Source organism: Streptomyces sp. NPDC059455 (genome assembly GCF_042750115.1).
Taxonomy (GTDB): domain Bacteria; phylum Actinomycetota; class Actinomycetes; order Streptomycetales; family Streptomycetaceae; genus Streptomyces; species Streptomyces endocoffeicus.
This window is the reverse complement of record NZ_JBHYVB010000002.1, coordinates 81,045-99,094: the sequence shown is the minus strand read 5'-3', so window position 1 is coordinate 99,094 and position 18,050 is coordinate 81,045. Positions and strand designations below refer to the sequence as shown.

General features: G+C 65.1%; 18 protein-coding genes. 2 read left to right on the top strand and 16 right to left on the bottom strand.

What is annotated here, in order from left to right:
• Positions 1–38: 38 nt before the first annotated feature.
• The gene (locus ACFXB5_RS01300; protein ID WP_385201253.1) at positions 39–1,208 is read right to left on the bottom strand and encodes an FAD-dependent monooxygenase; all 1,170 of its coding nucleotides are present in this window, start codon (positions 1,206–1,208) and stop codon (positions 39–41) included.
• 116 nt (positions 1,209–1,324) lie between these two features.
• Entirely contained in the window at positions 1,325–2,506 is a 1,182-nt protein-coding gene (locus ACFXB5_RS01295) for a cupin domain-containing protein (RefSeq protein ID WP_385201251.1), read from the bottom strand.
• Positions 2,507–2,515: 9 nt separating this feature from the next.
• On the opposite strand from ACFXB5_RS01295, the gene ACFXB5_RS01290 reads away from it, so the two are divergent.
• On the top strand, positions 2,516–3,511 hold the full coding sequence (locus tag ACFXB5_RS01290) for an IclR family transcriptional regulator (RefSeq protein WP_385201249.1): 996 nt from the start codon (positions 2,516–2,518) through the stop codon (positions 3,509–3,511).
• A 27-nt stretch (positions 3,512–3,538) separates the two neighbouring features.
• Here ACFXB5_RS01290 and ACFXB5_RS01285 read toward each other — a convergent pair whose 3' ends face one another.
• The 14 genes from ACFXB5_RS01285 to ACFXB5_RS01220 form a co-directional block, all read right to left on the bottom strand.
• On the bottom strand, positions 3,539–4,735 hold the full coding sequence (locus ACFXB5_RS01285) for an alpha-hydroxy acid oxidase (protein ID WP_385201247.1): 1,197 nt from the start codon (positions 4,733–4,735) through the stop codon (positions 3,539–3,541).
• Between the two features lie 89 nt (positions 4,736–4,824).
• Positions 4,825–5,991, bottom strand: a complete 1,167-nt coding sequence (locus ACFXB5_RS01280) for an acyl-CoA dehydrogenase family protein (protein WP_385201245.1) — start codon at positions 5,989–5,991, stop codon at positions 4,825–4,827.
• Positions 5,992–6,044: 53 nt separating this feature from the next.
• The gene (locus tag ACFXB5_RS01275; protein WP_385201243.1) at positions 6,045–6,905 is read right to left on the bottom strand and encodes a fumarylacetoacetate hydrolase family protein; all 861 of its coding nucleotides are present in this window, start codon (positions 6,903–6,905) and stop codon (positions 6,045–6,047) included.
• Positions 6,906–6,946: 41 nt separating this feature from the next.
• Positions 6,947–7,375, bottom strand: coding sequence for a hypothetical protein (locus ACFXB5_RS01270; RefSeq protein ID WP_385201241.1), 429 nt, complete (start codon positions 7,373–7,375; stop codon positions 6,947–6,949).
• Positions 7,372–8,454, bottom strand: a complete 1,083-nt coding sequence (locus tag ACFXB5_RS01265; RefSeq protein ID WP_385201239.1) for a hypothetical protein — start codon at positions 8,452–8,454, stop codon at positions 7,372–7,374. The genes ACFXB5_RS01270 and ACFXB5_RS01265 overlap by 4 nt, the downstream gene beginning before the upstream one ends.
• A 9-nt stretch (positions 8,455–8,463) precedes the next feature.
• Positions 8,464–9,432 (bottom strand): SMP-30/gluconolactonase/LRE family protein, encoded by a 969-nt coding sequence (locus tag ACFXB5_RS01260; RefSeq protein ID WP_385201237.1) that lies wholly within the window; start codon positions 9,430–9,432, stop codon positions 8,464–8,466.
• 73 nt (positions 9,433–9,505) lie between these two features.
• Positions 9,506–9,907 carry a heme-binding protein gene (locus ACFXB5_RS01255; RefSeq protein WP_385201235.1) on the bottom strand — a complete coding sequence of 134 codons (402 nt, stop codon included), beginning with the start codon at positions 9,905–9,907 and terminating at the stop codon, positions 9,506–9,508.
• A 40-nt stretch (positions 9,908–9,947) separates the two neighbouring features.
• Complete coding sequence (locus ACFXB5_RS01250; RefSeq protein ID WP_385201233.1) at positions 9,948–11,363, bottom strand: FAD-binding oxidoreductase; 1,416 nt, start codon at positions 11,361–11,363, stop codon at positions 9,948–9,950.
• Positions 11,364–11,487: 124 nt separating this feature from the next.
• Positions 11,488–12,285: an SDR family NAD(P)-dependent oxidoreductase gene (locus tag ACFXB5_RS01245; RefSeq protein WP_385201231.1), complete on the bottom strand. Its 798-nt coding sequence runs from the start codon at positions 12,283–12,285 to the stop codon at positions 11,488–11,490.
• A gap of 30 nt (positions 12,286–12,315) precedes the next feature.
• Positions 12,316–13,554, bottom strand: a complete 1,239-nt coding sequence (locus ACFXB5_RS01240; RefSeq protein WP_385201229.1) for a hypothetical protein — start codon at positions 13,552–13,554, stop codon at positions 12,316–12,318.
• 404 nt (positions 13,555–13,958) lie between these two features.
• A complete protein-coding gene (locus tag ACFXB5_RS01235) occupies positions 13,959–14,876 on the bottom strand; it encodes an MBL fold metallo-hydrolase (RefSeq protein ID WP_385201227.1) in 918 nt (305 codons plus the stop codon).
• Positions 14,877–14,920: 44 nt separating this feature from the next.
• The gene (locus ACFXB5_RS01230) at positions 14,921–15,115 is read right to left on the bottom strand and encodes a hypothetical protein (RefSeq protein WP_385201225.1); all 195 of its coding nucleotides are present in this window, start codon (positions 15,113–15,115) and stop codon (positions 14,921–14,923) included.
• Between the two features lie 134 nt (positions 15,116–15,249).
• Positions 15,250–16,416, bottom strand: a complete 1,167-nt coding sequence (locus ACFXB5_RS01225) for an acyl-CoA dehydrogenase family protein (protein WP_385201223.1) — start codon at positions 16,414–16,416, stop codon at positions 15,250–15,252.
• A 117-nt stretch (positions 16,417–16,533) separates the two neighbouring features.
• A complete protein-coding gene (locus tag ACFXB5_RS01220; RefSeq protein WP_385201221.1) occupies positions 16,534–17,040 on the bottom strand; it encodes a flavin reductase family protein in 507 nt (168 codons plus the stop codon).
• Positions 17,041–17,212: 172 nt separating this feature from the next.
• Here ACFXB5_RS01220 and ACFXB5_RS01215 point away from each other — a divergent pair, with 172 nt between their 5' ends.
• Positions 17,213–18,034: an IclR family transcriptional regulator gene (locus ACFXB5_RS01215; protein ID WP_385201219.1), complete on the top strand. Its 822-nt coding sequence runs from the start codon at positions 17,213–17,215 to the stop codon at positions 18,032–18,034.
• Positions 18,035–18,050 lie beyond the last annotated feature (16 nt).

Sequence of the window (18,050 nt, the reverse complement as noted above, 5' to 3'; positions counted from 1 at the left end):
GCCGTACCGGCCGCCGCGGCCGCAGGATCTCGTGAGAATCAAGAACTATGGCTGCCCTGATAGAGCCAGTCGACGTAACGGAAATCGTCAGCCTCTAGTTGGTGCAGCAATGCGTTTCGCAGCATGGCGAGCAGGCCGTCTCCGTGAACGATGTCCCCGACCCGGCGCGCCCAGGTTTGCACGAGGCTTGCTCGGGGCCGACGGATGCTCTCGTAGCGCGACAGGGCATCGGCGATGTCGGTGGGGTCTGCCAGGCAGGCACCGATGGCGGACGCATCCTCCAAAGCCTGGCATCCGCCCTGTGCCAGGTACTGCAGCATCGGGTGTGCGGCGTCGCCGATCAAAGTGACTCGGCCCCTGGTCCATGTCGACGCGGGCGGACGGTCGAACAGCGCCCATCGGCGGTCCCGGTTCAAAAGGGCGGCCGACGAGCTCACGCGCTCGTCCAAGCCGCCAAACCGCTCATCCAGTTCCTCCGGCGTACCCCACTCTTCTGACATGGGATCCACACCGTCGCGGTAGGCGTCGCTCGTGAACACCCCGACCTGGTTGAACAGGTTCCCGCCGCGTACCGGGTATTGAATGAGGTGCATTTTCGGGCCGATCCACCAGGTGATGGTGGGCTCGTCGCTCACATGCCGCGCAAGGGCCATGGGCAGCGTGCCGCGATATGCGACGTCTCCGCTGCACACCGGTGGGCCGTCACCCAGCACGTACTCGCGGCACGCCGATCGCAGACCGTCGGCACCGATCACTAGCCGAGCCGAATAGCGAGACCCATCCTCGCAAGTGATCAGGACCTCGTCGCCGCGCTCCTTGAGGCCGACAACGTGCCGGGAATTCTCGAGCGTTATCAGCTCACTGGCCAGACATGCCTTCAACAGTGCAGTCAGCAGGTCACTGCGATGGGTGACGACGTAGGGCGCGCCGAATGTCCTCTGAAAATGCTCGCCGAAGTCCAGCTCGGCGAGGCGGTCGCCGGTGCGGGCGTCCATCATCACCGCGCGGACAGGCTGCACGGCCTCGCTCAGGGTGGGCTCCAACAGCCCCAGCTCGCTCAGGATGCGGAGTGCGTTCGGCGCGAGCTGGATGCCGGCGCCGATCTCCGTGAACTCAGAAGCTCGTTCCAGGACATGAACCCGACGCCCCCGGGATGCCAGGGACAGCGCGGTCGCCAGTCCTCCGATGCCGCCTCCGACGATGATCACTGGCGCCGCCGAGATGCTAGACATCGTTCCGCCTGGTCAGGGTCGACCTGTTCCTCTTCACGCTTCACTCATCTCGAGCATCCGCTTCTCGAATCTCTCGCATTCCGCACGCCGGTTCACCGTGTTCCTCTGGCCGATGCACCCGCGGCGTCGCCTTTGAACACGCCGACGACTTTTTGCGGTGCGGTGTCGACGGCCTCGCGGTAGAGGCCGAGCGCCTTGATCACCGGCTTGTCCGTGATCGAGAACAAGTCACTCTCGTCGTTCGCGCGGTGCTCGACGCAGGCCCACGAGGGCACCACGAAGACATCTCCTTCGCCCCATTCGAACTCGACGCCGTCAATGATCGACGTGCCGCTGCCGCGGAAGACGACGAACACCGAGCTGCCGACCTCCCGGCGGGGGGCGGTGCGGCCCCGCACGGCGATTCGGTGCGCATAGCACCCGATCGTCGGAAGCACGCCTGCCCCGGTAACCGGATTGACGTATTCGAGCGACACCATCGGCGCGGCCGCGGTCTTGAGTAGCGCGTCGAGGCTCCGATCAGTGTCGTCGTAGCGATAGACCAGCAGCGGTGAGAAGGGACCGACGGCAGGGCCGTCAACCTGCGGCACCGTCGCCCGACCGCCGTAGATCGCTTCCGAGATGTTCCGTCCGCGGATCGGCTGCATGTCTCCACGGGGGTAAAGCTCGAAGAAGATGGCATCCAGTTGACTGACGATCGGGAGATCGAGCCCGTCGAACCAGATCATCGGAGAGCCGGATTCGTTCGCGTGGTCGTGGAACTGCCAGGGCGGTGTCAGGATCAGGTCGCCGGAGCGCATCTCACAGGCGTCGCCGTCCACGGTGGTGATGGTGCCGGAGCCTTCGAGTACGAACCTGACGGCGGCCGGCGTGTGGCGATGCCCAGGCGCGCTCTCTCCGCCGCCGAGGTACTGAATCGCCGCCCACAGCGTGGGGGTCGCGAACGGCTTTCCGTCCAGCCCGGGATTCGCCAGTGCGAGAACGCGGCGGTCGCCGCCGCGGGAGATCGTGATCAGGTCCTTGCTTCGATTCGCCATGCGCCACAGGTCGCCGCGCTTCCACAGCCACGGGAGGGCGGACGGACGGGGCTCCTTCGTCAGCAGACTGGTGTTCTGGGTCCACAGCGGCTGGAGGTTCAACGCGTCGAGGTCGGTATAGAGGTCGGCGATCTGCTCGACAACCTGCTCCGAAGTTTGTGGATCGAGCTCAGTCGTTGTCGGAAAGCGTACTTGCGCGGGAATCTCCACAATCGCCCCCTCCGGGGTGTTCGACATAGAGGAACCATGTCACGTAGTGTCGAACACGTCAAGGAGTGGAGCACTGTTCCGCAGCATCGAACACATGGGGGTCCGCATCGCTCGATGGCTGTAACATCGTGGTGCTTGGCGCAACCTCAAAGAACGTCCAGCGGAAAGCCATGGAGTCAAATGTCGGAGTTGCCGCTCCCCCCGCACGGCCCTCGCAGTCGGCCCGCACCCCGCACTGCCGCTCCAGGTGCCACCAGTGAGTCGGAGAGCCCCGCGACGGATTCCAAGCTCGTCAGCTCGGTCGACAACGCTTTGACCGTGCTGCTCCTGTTCAAGTCTCGGAAGGTGCTGCGCGTCTCCGATGTGGCCGGGCACCTGGGCGTTGCGCGGTCCACAGCTCATCGGCTGCTGACCTCGCTGACGCAGCGCGGATTCGCGGCGCAGGAGCCGGTTACTCGTGCTTACATCCCAGGGCCCGAGCTCATGGAGGTCGGCCTGGCCGTGGTCGACATGCTGGACATCCGCGGTCGAGCCCGGCCCTACATGGCCGCGCTGGCGCAGGAACTGCAGGAGACGGTCTCACTTGTGGTGCTCGAGGGCGCGAATATCCGCTTCCTCGATACCATCGAGTCTTCCCATATTCTCCGGGTCAGCTCGCGCACCGGACAAATCCTGCCCGCGCACTGTGTATCGGGCGGCAAGGCGTTGCTCAGCGCACTGAGCCGGGACGCCATCAACGATCTTTACCCGGTCGAAGAGCTGCCTACGCTCACCTCACGGTCGATCAGCACGAAGAGCACGCTGTTTCAAGCCCTCGACGTGGTCCGCGAACGCGGCTACGCGACGAACCAGGAAGAGAGCGAGCCGGACGTCACCGCCGTCGCGGTCGTACTCCCCACAGCGGACTCACCGTCCGCCGCCATCACCGTGGCGGCTCCGACATCACGTGTGGGGTCTGTAGAGGCCCTGGGCGCCACCGTGCAGCGCATCATCGCGGATACGCGGAGCAAGAAAGAACCGAAAACGCTGTAACCGCCTGAGTCGTGATGGCCTGCCGTCTCACATCCCGGCATGTGGCAGGCCGTCTGCCGGCTCCAGGCCCGTACCGGCTCGCCGACGGACGTACTCGGGTCCGAGCTCGTCGATCTTCGTTACCCCGACGAGTTGCATGGCTGTGAGGACCTCGCTGCGGAGCTGCTCCAGCATTCGCTGGACTCCATCCGTGCCGGCGACGGCGAGCGCATACAGCCACGGTCGCCCGACGAGGCACGCGGTCGCGCCCAGGCTGAGTGCTTTGACCACGTCGGTACCGCGGCGGATCCCGCCGTCGAGCAGGATGGGAGCCCGGCCGCCGACTGCGGCCGCGATCTCCGGGAGGACCTCGATCGACGCCGGAACGCTGTCGAGCTCCCGCCCGCCGTGGTTGGACACGATCACGCCGTCGCACCCGGCCTCCAGCGCGAGGTCGGCGTCCTGGACACACATCACTCCTTTGAGGAGCAGCGGACCGTCCCAGATGCCGCGCAACCACTCCAGGTCTTCCCAGCTCTGGTTGACGTTGAACACAGCCGGTACCGACAGTGCTTGCTGTCGGCGGTTCGTCAGCAGTGTGCCAAGGCGGCCGCCGATCCCGGGCTCGGCGCCCGCCTTGGGGTCGGTCGTGAAGTAATCCCACATCCATTTCCAGTGCCGGACGTTGTCGAGCACCATCCTCGCCGTCGGCTTCAGCGGCAGCCGGAACCCGTTACGGATGTCTCGCTCGCGGTTCCCCTTCACCGGACCGTCGACCGTGAGCACGAGCACTGAGAACCCGAGCTCCTTGATGCGGTCCACCGCCCGCAGCGTGACCTCGCGGTCCCGGTACAGGAAGAGTTGGGCCCATTGCGGCTCGGAAACAGTCGCGGCCACGCGCTCCGGCGGCATGCTTGCCACCCCGCTCAAGATGCTCACCGTTCCAGCGGCGCTGGCCCCCTGTGCTTGTGCAAGCTCCGCCTGCGGACCGAGGATGCGGCTGTCGCCCGTGGGCGCCGCCAGCACCGGAACGCTCAGATGGTGGCCGAACAGTTCCAGCTCCGTCGACGTGTTCTCCGTGGCTCGCAGCACCCGGGGGATCAAGCTCAGATCGTCGAAAGCTGTGCGATTGCGCCTGAGGGTGACCTCGGCATCGGCTCCGCCGTCGGCGAAGTCGAAGGCGAACCTGGGCAGTCGTGCCTTCGCACCCGCTCGCCACGTCTCGAAATTGTTCGGCTCAGCCATTATTCCCTCATCCAGAAGAGCGGATCTCGCTACAGGCCGATACCACTGATCGAACACGGGCAGATCCGTGTGGCCTCAAGGCACTCGTCTTACTGCCGGCCGACAAGGCCCGTGTAGAACCAGTGCTCGCCGTCGGCGAGGCCGGCGAGTTCGCGTCCTGCATCGCGGAGTACCGATGGCCCGGACATGATATGCGCCGCGCCGGCATGCAGATCGCGGTAGAAGCGCTGGATGGCACCGTCGCGAAGTGCCCGGCTGCCGGCCGCGTTGTTGACGAACGTGCCCACCCTGAAGGCGGACCAGGTCGCGTTGTTCAGCGCCAGACGCATCAGACTCGACTGCCGCTCGCTGATGTCCCCTCCGCGGGAGAGTGTCTCCCACACATCCGTCCACGTCTCGTAGGCCAGAGCCCGCGCCGAGCGCAGTTGCGCCTCGGCGTTCGCGTACTGCTCGTGGCTGCTGTCGCTGCCGGCCTGCGCACCCGCGCGCCCGGCCTTCTGGCGCATGGACGCGCTGAGCTCGTCCAGCAGTCGCCGTCCGACTCCCAGCGCCCAGCCGGTGTGGCCGATCATCGATGTCTGGACCAGGCCCAACCTGCACGCGGCGCCACCACGCACCGGACTTCCATCGATTCCCGCGGGGTACGTGCGCTGCTCCGGGACGAACACATCGTCGATGCTGTAGTCGTAACTGCCCGTGCCGCGCAGGCCGATCACATTCCACGAATCGGTGTCGAGCCTCACCTCGCTGACCGGGAGGACGAACAGGAGGGGCTCCTTTGTGTCTTCCACTGTCCCAAGCGTGAAGATGTGGCTCGCGTACGGCGAGCTCGAGGCGAAATTCCACTCGCCGCTCAACCGGTAACCGCCATCCACGCGGACCGCCGTCCCCGAACGCGTTCCCTGGCCGGCGCCCACCGGCATGCGGCCGCCGCTGAAGATCTCCTCGACGCCCGCGTCGGGCAGATAGATCGCGGGCGTGGCGATTCCCACCGATCCCGTGAACAGCACCCAGCCCGCGGAGGCGTCCTCGTAGGAGATCTGCTCGCAGAGTTCGAGCGCGGTGAGGGGATCGGCTTCCGCACCTTTCAGGGTTTCCGGCACCCACATGCCGAACAGGCCGGCTTCGTGATACGCCTTGACCACCTCGGGCGCGAGCCTTCCGTGGACGTCGGCGTATTCGGCGTTCTCGCGGATGAGCGGGGCGAGCTTCTGTCCGGCCTTCAGGAGCGCGGCAGCGCGCGGATTCGCATTCATGATCTCAGACCACCTAAAAGAGAGTGTTCACAGGGGAAAACTTCGACATCCGCTCACGTCCTGCGACGAAGGGGTGTCAGATGAGCCGGCGCACGCGGACCCGAGTGGGCGCCGAGGGTAGGGCACTCGACCGCGCCCATGGCGCTGACCGCGACGCTCAGCGCCCCAATCCGGTCGATCGACACCTCGACGACATCCCCGTCCACGATCTCCCCCACCCCTGCGGGTGTTCCGGTGGTGACGATGTCTCCCGGCTCGAGCGTGGTGACCGAGGATACGTAGCTGAGGAATCTCGGGACGTCCCAAATCAGCTCCGAGATGTCTGCATCCTGCCGCGGCACGCCGTTGACGGAGCAGCGCAGTGTCAGATCGTCGAGGCTGCCTGCCTCGTCCGGCGTCACGAGATACGGGCCGACGGGGGTGAAGGTATCGAAGGACTTGCGCGTCGAACGGTCTTCGCCGCCCCGCATGGTGATGTCGAGCAGACAGGTGTACCCGGCGATGTATTCGGCGTAGTCGTCGGGATCGATGTTTCGTGCCCGCTTCTTGATCACCAGGGCGAGTTCGCCTTCTTGGTCGAAGCGCCGATCCGTGTATGGCAGGCGGACCGTGCCGTCGTGGGCGAGCACCGAGGCCGGCGACTTGAGGAAGAATCCGAGAGCCGAGACATTGCCCGACACCTTCATCTCCTCTTGGTGATCCGTGAAGTTCACCGGTGCCGCCACGATCTTGCCCGGCCGCGGAACGAGGGGAGCGAACGAAGGTCGGCCCTCGATCAGTGGTTGTGCCGCGATCACGTCGGAGTCCAGGTCATCGATGATCTCGACGATCTGCACGAAGGGGTCTACCGCCGTGCCCGGAAATCGAAGCAGGCCTGTCAGATCGCGCAGGCCGTCCGCGGTGACAGCGACCACGACTGCCATTCCTCTTTGGTTCACAGTTGCAAGACGCATGCTCAGCCTTTCGAACTCGGGCCCGGCCGAGCCGCATCGCCCTGACCGCGGGGATCACCGGCCCGCCGGTGGACCTCCTGAAGGAGGCGGATCGTCGGACCGACGGCACACGAGAGGTTGTGCTTCGACTTCTCCTCCGGCGCGACAAGCAGTCCTGCGTACATCGCCTCGCCCATCGTCAGCGCCCCGGCGAAGATGCCCTCGAATACCTCCTGGTCACCACGCAACTCCAGCGTCCAGTAGCCGGGCTCCGCGCCGCGCGCCACCTCAGTGACAGAGCCTGGGCGACCGTCACGGAACTCGATCGCGAAGCGTTCCGACGGCGTGGTAATCCTCAGTTCCAGCGGATACGGGGCGATCGCCGCGCCCGCTGCGGGCGCGGAGTCGAGAGCTGAGAAGAATTCCGCCGCCCGGTTGCTCAGCGTCTTCATGCCGGCGCCAGCCATTTCGTGCCTCCGAATTTCTCACAGAGTGAGATGATCTCCGTGTCGGGATCGTCGGCCATGACGAGCCGTCCGTCCTGCACGAGTGTCACGTCGCCAGCGGTGATGGTCGGCCGCTTCACGACGCCGAACTGCGGCGTTGCACTGCTCGGGTCGGTACCGCCGAGCAACTGGTTGCCGCCCATCGCCATGAAGAACGTGCCTGCCCGACGCGACCAGGACATGATGTTCACCGCGCGCGCAGTGGCCGACCGCGATTGCCCGGGGAGCAGGGAGACCTTTGGATTCACGCCGAAGCCGCACTCCGCGAGCCGGGTCGCGTTGCGATGGGCCTGAGCGGTCTCCCACATGAAGTCCGCTTCCGGGCCGCCCGAGATCCCGGTAACCCACCCGTCCTCAATCGTGAGGGCGATCGGCTCGCTGGGCTCGTCGAAGGTCAGTGCCGCGTCGAGCACGAGCCGACCGTTGCCTGTGTAGTTGAGATCCCCGAAAACAGTGGTGGCACCGGGGAATGTGCCGATGTAGCCCGGCACCGCCAGCCCTGACTCGTAGGGACGCGATCCGATGTATGCCCCGATCGTTCCGGGGATCGTCTCGATCCGGAAGTCGCTGCCTTTGTCGTCGGTGACATGCAGGGCGGGGTTCTCGCGAACGATCTTCTGCGCCCGTGAGCCGAGGAGATAGATGAGTTCGTTCGGCACGAGCGCCGATTCTGCGAGCAGTGCCTCCGGTTCCGGGCGGACCAGGAGATACCGTGTGCCGTAGTCGAAGGACGCGAGAAAACCTGCCTCGCTGTGGGAGGTCGGGCCGCCGAAGTCGAAGACCATGTCCGCCGCCTTGAGTGCCGCCGCGACCACCGGATCGAGGGGTTCGCCCGACTTCCAGGGCTCTTTTACGAGCACCGAGACCTGGGCTCCCACACTCTTCGCGGCGAAACTGATCGCCTCGACGACCTGTTCGTCCAACCCGGGCTCGGTCAGAAACAGGACAGACTCACCGGCCTGGACGTTTCCGAAGCGGACGCAGTTGGCCGCTCCGGGCGCAAGCCTCACCAAGCTGTTCATCATCTACCCCTCTCACCCGTGCAGCAGATACGACGGCGCCCCTGCGGTAGTCGACTCGGGCGGGCGGGGGATGCTCAAGCCGGCGGTACGCAGCTGGACTCTGCCCAGCTCCGTGTACGTGGTGAAGTAGAGCGTGGTCAGGTCAGGGCCGCCGAAGCAGAAATTCGTGACACTCTGATCCGGCACCTTCACGGTTCCCAAGTGCGTGCCCGTCTCGGGGTCGATCACCCAGATACCCCCGGGGCCGGTGCACCACAACCGGCCCTCCGCGTCGAACTTGATGCCGTCCGGCGCGCCCGGCTCGTCCCCGGTCATCGAAATGACCACGCGGTCGGTGACAGGATTCGGACGACCGCCTTCCGCACCCCAGTAATCGATGTCGAAGGCACGGACGTGCATCCGCGCGGTGTCAGCGATGTACAGGACATGTCCGTCCGGTGAGAGGGTGAGCCCGTTGGGAAGGACGGAGTCCCGCACCACGAGGTTGATACGGCTCAGGTCCGGCGCGACTCGGTAGATGCCCGCGAGGTCGGTTTCCGAGTCAACCCCGAAGGTGAAGGGATCGCTGAACCAGATCGCGCCGCTCGAGTCGATGGTGAGATCGCAGGGCCGGTTGAGCTTCTGTCCGCGGTAGGAGTCCGCGACGACGGTGATCGAACCGTCGTGTTCGCGACGTCGTACGCGACGTCCGGTGTGTTCGCACCACACGAGACGACCCTCGTGGTCAAGCGCCTGGCCATTAGCGTTGAACGTGTTCGTGTCGAGCACCGTGACACCGTCGGACTCGTCATAGCGGTACCGAACTCCGTGCCCGTTGTCGGTGAAGACGAGGTATTGCCCGGACGCCACCCAGACAGGTCCCTCGGCGACACCGAGGAACACGCCGTTCTTGTCGGCTCCGCCATACCCCGAACCCAGCCATTCGATCTTCTCAGCTGTATCGATGATCGCATCCATATCGAAGACTTCGGCTGCAGTCATGACACGGTCTCCTTCCCGACTCGAGACTTGGCTCATCACTGCCCTACCTCCAGCTTTCTGTCTGACAGCCGGGTCAGCCGACGGTCGCCACCACGGCAGCAGCGGCCGCCGCGACCGCTACCTGTTCGTCCATCTCGGGTGTGCCGCCGCTGACACCCACCGCACCGGCCAGAACGCCGTCGGCGAAGATCGGCACCGCGCCCGGAGCGAAGACCAGCGCGTCCTGATGGAGCGCGTTCAGCTTCTGAGTCACCGCGTTGTCATCCGCCACAGCGCCGCTGGGCTGCCGGAAGATGGTGGACACCAGCGCCTTGCCGCGCGCGATGTCCACGGCGAAGCGGTACGCGCCGTCCATGCGCACCTGTGCCACCAGATCGTTGCTCGCATCAACGACAGCGACCGACATCGGAACACCGATCTCGGAAGCCTGTGCGATACCGGCGTTGATGATGGTGAGTGCTTGATTGTGATCCATGGGGATTCTCCTCTGCGGATGGGTGTGAGACGGATCGGGTTCAGGCTGCGTGCAGCACGTTCTTGTTGTGCGCCAGGATGTTGTCGGGGTCCCACTTGCGCTTGAGTTCCACAAGCCGCTCCCACTTCTGCGGCGAGCCGTACACGGTGCGCAGCCATTCGGGACCACGGTCAGCGGTCAGGTTGATGTAGCCGGTGCCGGTCAGGTACGGAGCGAGGGCTTCGATGCTGTCGTCCACCCAGCTCATGTACTCCTCGTCGGCGCTCCCGCTGCCCCACATCGCGACCATCTCGCAGACGAAGGCGGAACCGACCCGTGAGAACACGCACGAATCCTCGTCGGCCTCCTGCAGCGCTCCACCCAACATGGGAAAGCCGATCAGGCATCCGGTCACGGGGCCCGTCGGCACCGGCGCAGCCCCGACCCGGTCGAGAACGATCTGAGCGAGCTCGTCGCTCATCGCCGGCAGGTACCCGCCGCCGCTGTGGTAGCGCCGTCCGCTCGGCTGGAAGAGATCGAGGAGCGAGTTGGTTTCGCACCAGGTCTTCGGTGCGACCATGTTCGCCATCGGTGTCGCCAGGGAGTTGATCTCCTTCATCGCCGCGTCATAGTCCTCGACAGGGCCTGTATAGACGACGACCGCGAGCAAAAGCGGAGTCCCGATCAGCTCGGGCGGCAGGCCCGGCAGGGGCGGCGCCTGTGCGAAGACCGACGAGATCGAAAGGTCACGCGAAGTGCGGCGCATCGCCTCGTCGATGCCGGCGCACAGCTTCATCGCTTCCTCTCGGGTATAGACGAGCACGCCGCTGACGACCTGTGGTCCGACCTTGTGCGCCTGGAAGGTGAACGAGGTCGCGATCGCCAGGTTGTGTCCGGCGCCGCGCATCCCCCAGAACAGGTCCGGCTCGGAGTCGGCCGAAACCGACCGCGCGACTCCGTCCATGGTCACGACGTCGATCGACAGCAGATTGTCGACGGTCGCGCCGAAGCGACGTGAGAGATGTCCGATGCCGCCGCCGAGGGCGAGCCCTGCCACCCCGGTGTCGCTGACGACCCCTGCGGGGACGACGAGGCCGTATTCCTGGGTCGCGGCATCCATCTCACCGAGCAGTACGCCGGCTTCCAGAGAAGCCCGGCCGGTGGCCGCGTCGACGCTGATGCGCTTCAGCTTTGTGGTGTCGATGACCAGGGCATCGTGTGGCATCGCGTGGGCGTCAACCCCATGGCCTCCGCTGCGGACCGCGATCGTCGTGCCATTCCGACGGACGTACTCGACGGCCACAACGACGTCTTGGGGATCGAGCGGCTGGACGATCAGGGCCGGGGTGTGGCCAGCGTGCCGCATGTTCCAGAGTGCGCGAGATTCCCCGAAGCCTTCGTCTCCGGGCCGCAGTACCGGTCCCTTGAAGTTTGCCGGGAAATCCCCGTATTTCTGGATGGTCGATTCGCTGGTCACGCGGTTCCTTTCAGTGGTCGTTGCCCTCTTCACCGTCCTACCGGGATAAGGACACTGGGATCTCCCTGCCGGGAGTCCTGTTCATTCGCCTGACCAGGTACGACTCGGCCGGGTCAGGACTCGGCTAGCGCGCTGCGGGTAGACCGCCGTATGTGTGCCACGATGTGGTCGCCAGCCAGCCGGCATCCACGGGCAAATTGATCCCCGTGATGGCGGAGGCCTCGCTCGAACTGAGAAACGCGACGGCTCGGGCAATCTCCTCGCCGAGGACGAGTCGGCCCAGCGCGGAATCGCTCTCCAGCACGCTCGGGTCCCGTTCGCCGCGGTCGATCATTCCTTGCAGCATCGGCGTCAAGGTGTAACCCGGGGATACGCAATTCACCCGGACCCCCGAACGCCCCCATTCGGCAGCCAGGTTGGATGTCATGGCGATAACCGCCGCCTTGGCTGGCCCGTATGCATGCAATGGGACAGGACGAATTCCCGAAATCGATCCGATCAATACGAGCGATCCTCGGCCGCGGGCACTCATCCTGTTTCCTACGGCTACCGTACTTACGTAGGCGCCCCTGAAATCGATATTTACAATTCTGTCCCAATCGGACATGAGGTAGTCCTCAGTACGGCTGGGGGTTTGTGCGACTCCTGCGGACAGGACGGCGATCTCGAGAGGGCCAAACGAATCCTCGACACCGGCGATCGCCTCCGCGAAGTGTTGGTCGTCGGCAATGTCCAGCCGGACAGCGTGTCCGCCGATCGATTTCGCGACCACTTCCGCCCTGGGAAGGTTGATGTCCGCGACGACGACGGTCGCCCCGCGTTCCGCGAGCAGTCGCGCGCAGCACTCGCCTATGCCGCTGGCGCCGCCTGTCACGATCGCGACTTTGCCTTCCACTCCGTAGGAGGCCGGGACCTGAGTCATGGCAGTCTCTCCGTTCCTCACGTGGGCAGATCAGTTCTGACCGGTAGGGTCCTCGAATCTTCGGGCTGTTGCTTCGAAGTCGGCCTCGGTCAGGGTCCGGTGGAGGCGGATGCCTTCGGCCTTGACTTCGGCGAGCAGTGCGGCCTTGTGCTCGTCCGGAACGTTGATCTGCGAACGCTGCAGCGCCCAATCGATGTTGGCCATGCCGCTGTACTTGCCCAGGACCAGCGTCGGCGGTTTGGCGCCGATCAACTCGGGGACGTACGGGAAGAGCCATTGAAGATCGCCGCCGCGCTCCGACCAGCGCGCGAATTCGGTTGCTACTGTTCCGGATTCGATCTCGCCGATGCGGGTGCCGACGATAGGGCGGTTCGTGGCGATCGGGTGGCCTGCGGCCTGGCTGACCAACTGTGCGAGACCGGACAAGTGGTCGAGTCTTACCGTGGTGCTCGCCCTCTGCAGCAGAGCCGCCGCCATGACGACTTCCTCCAGCGCCGCGTTGCCGACGCGCTCGCCGAGCCCCAGCACGGTCGTGTGAATGGTCGACGCACCCGCTCCCAGCGCCGCGACCGAATTCGCGGTGGCCAGACCGAAGTCGTTGTGTGCGTGCACTTCCAGCGGTAGCCGCGTCCATGCCTGAATCGCTTGGATCAGTCGCTGCGTGCCTGCGGGGTTGAGAGTCCCAAAGGTATCCATGAGCGAGATCGCCGTGAACTGCCCCGACCCGTCGATCACCTCAAGGACGTGCTGCAGTTCATTCTGCGTATATCGGGGCGCGTCGGCCAGCAGCAGGGTCGTCTGGAGACCTGCCTGGCGCGCCAGTTCGGCGGCTTCGATGGATTGGCCGATTGCAGCGTCCAACGACCACTTGAATATGTCTCGGTACTGACTGTTCGCGAGGAGGATCACACCGACGCCGTCGACTCCCGCGTCGATCGCCATGCTGATGTCCGAGCGCACGCTCCGCGCTATCGTCCAGACCTCAGCGCGCAGTCCGGCCTCGACGATGGACAGGATCGCCTTCCGGTCGTCGTCCGATACGGCGACCATGCCCGCTTCGATGCGGTTGACGCCGGCGGCGTCCAGTGCGGTCGCGATGCAAAGCTTCTCCGCCGGGGTGAACACGACTCCGGCCTGCTGTTCGCCGTCGCGCAACGTGGTGTCGTGAACGACCAACGGACGCGGGGCCGGGTCATGGTCCGAAAAGTTCCACGGACTCACGAATGACGTGTCCGTATAAGAGCTGCGGCGGTCCGCCGAATCGCGCATCGAAAGCTCCTTTGCTTCGTCATGCCGCGGCGCCGAGCTCGCTCCTCAGTGAGCTGGCCCTCGTTCTTCCAGGACGGTGGACCTTGAAGAATGTTCCGTACTGTCGAACACTGTCCCGGTGTATCGAATCTATTTCTCGCTGCGATCGCGTGTCAAGGCCCGTCGCAGATCGATCCCAGGCCCGTTTCGTCCAGAAGCCCCCCGCCGATCCGGGCAACAGTGCAGCCGCGGTCCTCGTAGTCGCCTCGTGCACGACCAGGCGCGAGGGACGGCCGGCACAGGCTGCAAGCCGCACTCACGAAGACGTCCCACGCAGTCCTGCCAGCCGGTTTGCATGGCCGGCCGGGGCCGGGGATGGGATGCGTCGGCCCTCACAGTGGCCGAAGCAACCACGGGGGGGTGACTCATCGAGAACCGTGCCGGTCGCGGCTCTGGTCGTAGAAGGCCCTGGTCAAGAACCTGATCATTTGCGGCCCTTCCCAGGTGCTCCACCTCGCCAGGGCTTGTGCTTCGATGGTCGCCGCGGCCTGATCGACAGACACGCCGTCTGCAATCAGGCGCCCGGTCTCCTGCCGCACGTGTGCGAGATACGAACGCACCTCGCGAATCTGCTCGACGCCGGTGACCTCGCCATGGCCCGGCACGACGACCTCGGGATCAAGCGCGATCAAGCTGTCGAGCGCGCCGAGCCACCGATCACCGTCGAAGTCCACGTCAAACGGCGGGACATAGGGCAGGATCGCGAACATCCGCGTCTCGAACAGGTCGCCGCCGAACAGCACCCGATCACCGATGAGAACGGTTTGATCGTCCGTCGTGTGCGCGGGGCCCCAGTCGTCCAGGACCACCTCGACTCCGCCGAGATCGAGCGTGAGGTGCCCGTCGTGAACCATGTCGGGTTCAGTCAGTTCGAGGCCTTCGAACTCGCGCTCCACGACCTCGCCGAGGCCGAGTTTCCGGAACGCCTCAGCATAGGTGGGGGCGTGCCGGTGCAGCCGGTCGCGTTGGGCGGCGCTGAAGATGATTGTTGCTGCGCCCTTGAACGCCTGGACGCCGAACCCATGGCCGGGATCCATCTGCGTGATCGCCAGATACAGCTGACGTTCCCCGGCCAGGCGAGTGGCCTGCTCGAGGACATAGCGCCCGTTGCGCGGGCCCACGCCGGTATCTATCACCAGGGCAGCGTCGTCGCCGACGACGATCCCGACGTTGGGAACCAGCGACACGCGGCGGTCCGAGATGATGAAGACACCGTCGGAGACCTCGACCGGCTCGCCTGTCACTCTCGGTGCAGCATATTCATGCCTTTTCAACTCAGTCATGCACTTGACTCCTATGAGTGCGACGCTGCACCCATCACGTTTGCTCACGCCTGCTGCACGTCCGCCCCCGGATGGGCCGCGGAGACCTGGTGCACGTCGACGAGCCGCTTCAATCGTTCGGTGAGGAGGGCCAGTTGGTCTGGCGACGGGACACGCACTGCCAGCCGAATCAACCAGAGACTCGTGTCCGGATGACGGCTGAACCGCATTTCGACGATCTCTGTGTCCAGCGGAATCAACAGACCCGATACTCGGGCAGGTACGCGAGGCCCCGGACCAGCGACAACGACAACGTGATGCTCTTGCGTCCAGTCCCTCCATCAGAAATTGAGACCGGCATGACGGCTAGACCTTTCGACCGGCACTCGGCCCTTCACTTGAGGGCATGGAATACCCAGCGCTTCCCGTCTGCCAGCCCGCACAATTCCTGGCCTGCAGGCTGCAATATGGTGCGCGACGACGAAAAATGCTGCGTACCGCCATGCATGTCACGGAACAGCCGCTGGATCGTCCCTGAACGCAAGGCAGAGGAGCCACTTGAGGCATATACGAACTCGGCGATCTCGTGACACTGCCATGTCGCATTATTCAGTGCGACCTTGGCCAACGTCTCGAGCCGCACCGAAGGCCGGCCCCCCTCGCCCAGCATCTCCTCGATTTCCTCCCATACTTCGTAGAGGAGCGCCTTGGCCGCCCTGAGTTTCGTCTCGGCGGCAGCGTAGTTCTCCATGAACGCGGCCGAAGCCGCCTGCGCGCCGGGCTGATCAGCCTTGGTGCGGACCGATTCGGCCAGTTCGTCCAGCAGTCGCCGGCCGACGCCCAAAGCCCACGCACCGTGATTGACACTGGCGAAGTTCCCCCCGCCGATCCGATAGACGGCGCCGCCGGTGACAGGTTCCGTGCTCACGGCCGAAAATGTGTGGTTCTCCGGGACGAACACGTCGTAGGCCGAATAGTCGATGCTCCCTGTTCCCCGCAAGCCCAGCACGTCCCAGTTGTCCACCAGGTCGACGTCGTCCTTCGGCAAGACCATGCACAGCGGCCGGCCGGTGTCGCTGTCGATGGCGGTGGTGAACACATGCGTGGCGTGTTTGATGCCTGAGGCGAAACTCCATTCGCCATTGAGCAGATAACCGTTCGCGGTCCGTACTGCTCGTCCGGCGCGGGTGCCCTGCCCAGCACAGCTGAACCCTGGCTGCGAGAACAGTTCACTCGCGGTGTCGCGGTCGAGGAAGGCCCCCGCGAGACCGGTCGCGAAGCCGATCGCGAACGTGACCCAGCCGCTGGAAGGATCGGCGTACGACAGGGTCCTGATCAGGTCCATTGCCTCGGTCGGACTCATCTCCACACCGCCCCACTCACGCGGAGTGAAGATTCCGAACGCACCCGCCACACGCAGCTGTTCCACTACCGCATCGGAGAGTCGGCCTTCTCGGTCGTGCTCGACGGCATGACTGTCGAGCAGTACGTGCAACTGCTGCGCATCGCGAAGGACCGCATCTGCTTGCGGCGCCGTGTCCGCCCTGACAATTTCGGCCATACCGACCTGTGCTCCTTGCATGAATAGAGGGACCATACCCGGGTGTTTCGCGTGCAGGTATCGCACGCTGCGCTCGCTATCGCGATTCGGTGATCGACTCGGCCGCCAGCCGGGTATTCATTCCAGATCCTCGCTCAGCCCGATGTAGGTCCCGAAACCCCGGGAGTGATAAGTCAGCGGCGGCCGCGCGGAAGCATCGGCCCGGCGGACACAGCCCAAGACCACAACATGATCACCGGCTTCGACCAGCTCGGCGACCTCACATCCGAGGAAGCCGTTGGACCCGGGGATCTTCGGGACACCGGTATCAAGCTCCCACTCCACCTCGGCGAACTTCCCGGTCCCGCCCTTCTTGGCGAAATTCGACGCTAGATCCGATTGGTGGCTCGCCAAGATGTTCAGCCCGAACAGGCCCGATTCCTTTATCCGGGCCAACAGCTCTGATCGCCGGTCCATCGATACGAGGACCATCGGGGGATCCATGGACAACGATGCGAACGCATTCACTGTCGTGCCGAACGGCAAGTTCTGCCAAATAGTGGTCACCACCGCCACCGGCGTGCAGACACCTGCCATCGTACTACGAAAAACGGACTGGAGGTCGTCCGCCTGACTGACAGTCACTCTCAGTCTCCTGTCATCCGGTGGCGTCACCGTGGTTCATAGTTCCGAACCCGTTGACCCGCCAAACGGTGAAAAGTAGGCTCCATCTCAAGCCCACACCCGCTATTCTGGCGAAGCGTGGCCGCCGGACAATCAGAATTTCATTCATTGAACCGCCGAGAAGAGAGTGACCATGACAGACGGCGCCGCGCCTCGCTCCCGCGGAGGGAAACCGGCTCACGGGGAGCCGGTCGTAGACCGCGCTCTGCGCCTGCTCTCGGCGTTCGAGGCGCATGACGGTGCGCTGTCCCTGGAGCAGCTCAGCGTGCAGGCCGGATTACCGAAGGCCACTGCATTGCGGCTGGCGAAACGCCTCACGGAGTGGGGTGCTCTCGAGCGAACTCCCAGCGGCATGTACGTCATCGGGCTGCGGCTGCTCGAGATCGCGACGTTGTCCCCGCGCGGGCACGGCCTGCGCACAATCGCGTTGCCTTATCTGGAGGATCTACACCGCGCGACAGGCCAACACGTGCTGTTGGCCGTGCGGGATGGGCACGAGAGCGTGCTGGTCGAGCGGCTCTCGACCCACAGCGCCCCTGATGTCCATTACCGCATGGGCGGGCACTACCGCGTAGGCGGACGAGCACCGGTTCATGGCACCGGCGTCGGACGGGTACTGCTCGCTCACGGCCCCCGCGAACTCCAGCATGAAGTGTTGGCCGGCGACCTGAGCCTGCCGGGTGAGGAGCGCCCGTTGACGCCCGATCAGCTCCGGAAGATCCTGGCACAGGTGCGACAGGAGGGCGTCGCCATGGTTACCTTGCCCCGCCCTACGCCGATGTCCTCGGTCGCGGCGCCGGTCCTCGGATCCCGGCAGGAGGCAGTCGCCGCGCTGTCCGTGCTCGCGCCCGCAGGCTCGTTTCAGGCTTCAAGCCTGATCCCTGCCGTCCTCGCCGTGGCGCGAGCGATCTCACGTGCCGTGCAGCAGGCCGCCTCACCGACCGACAACGGCTGAGCAACTTCGCGGACGA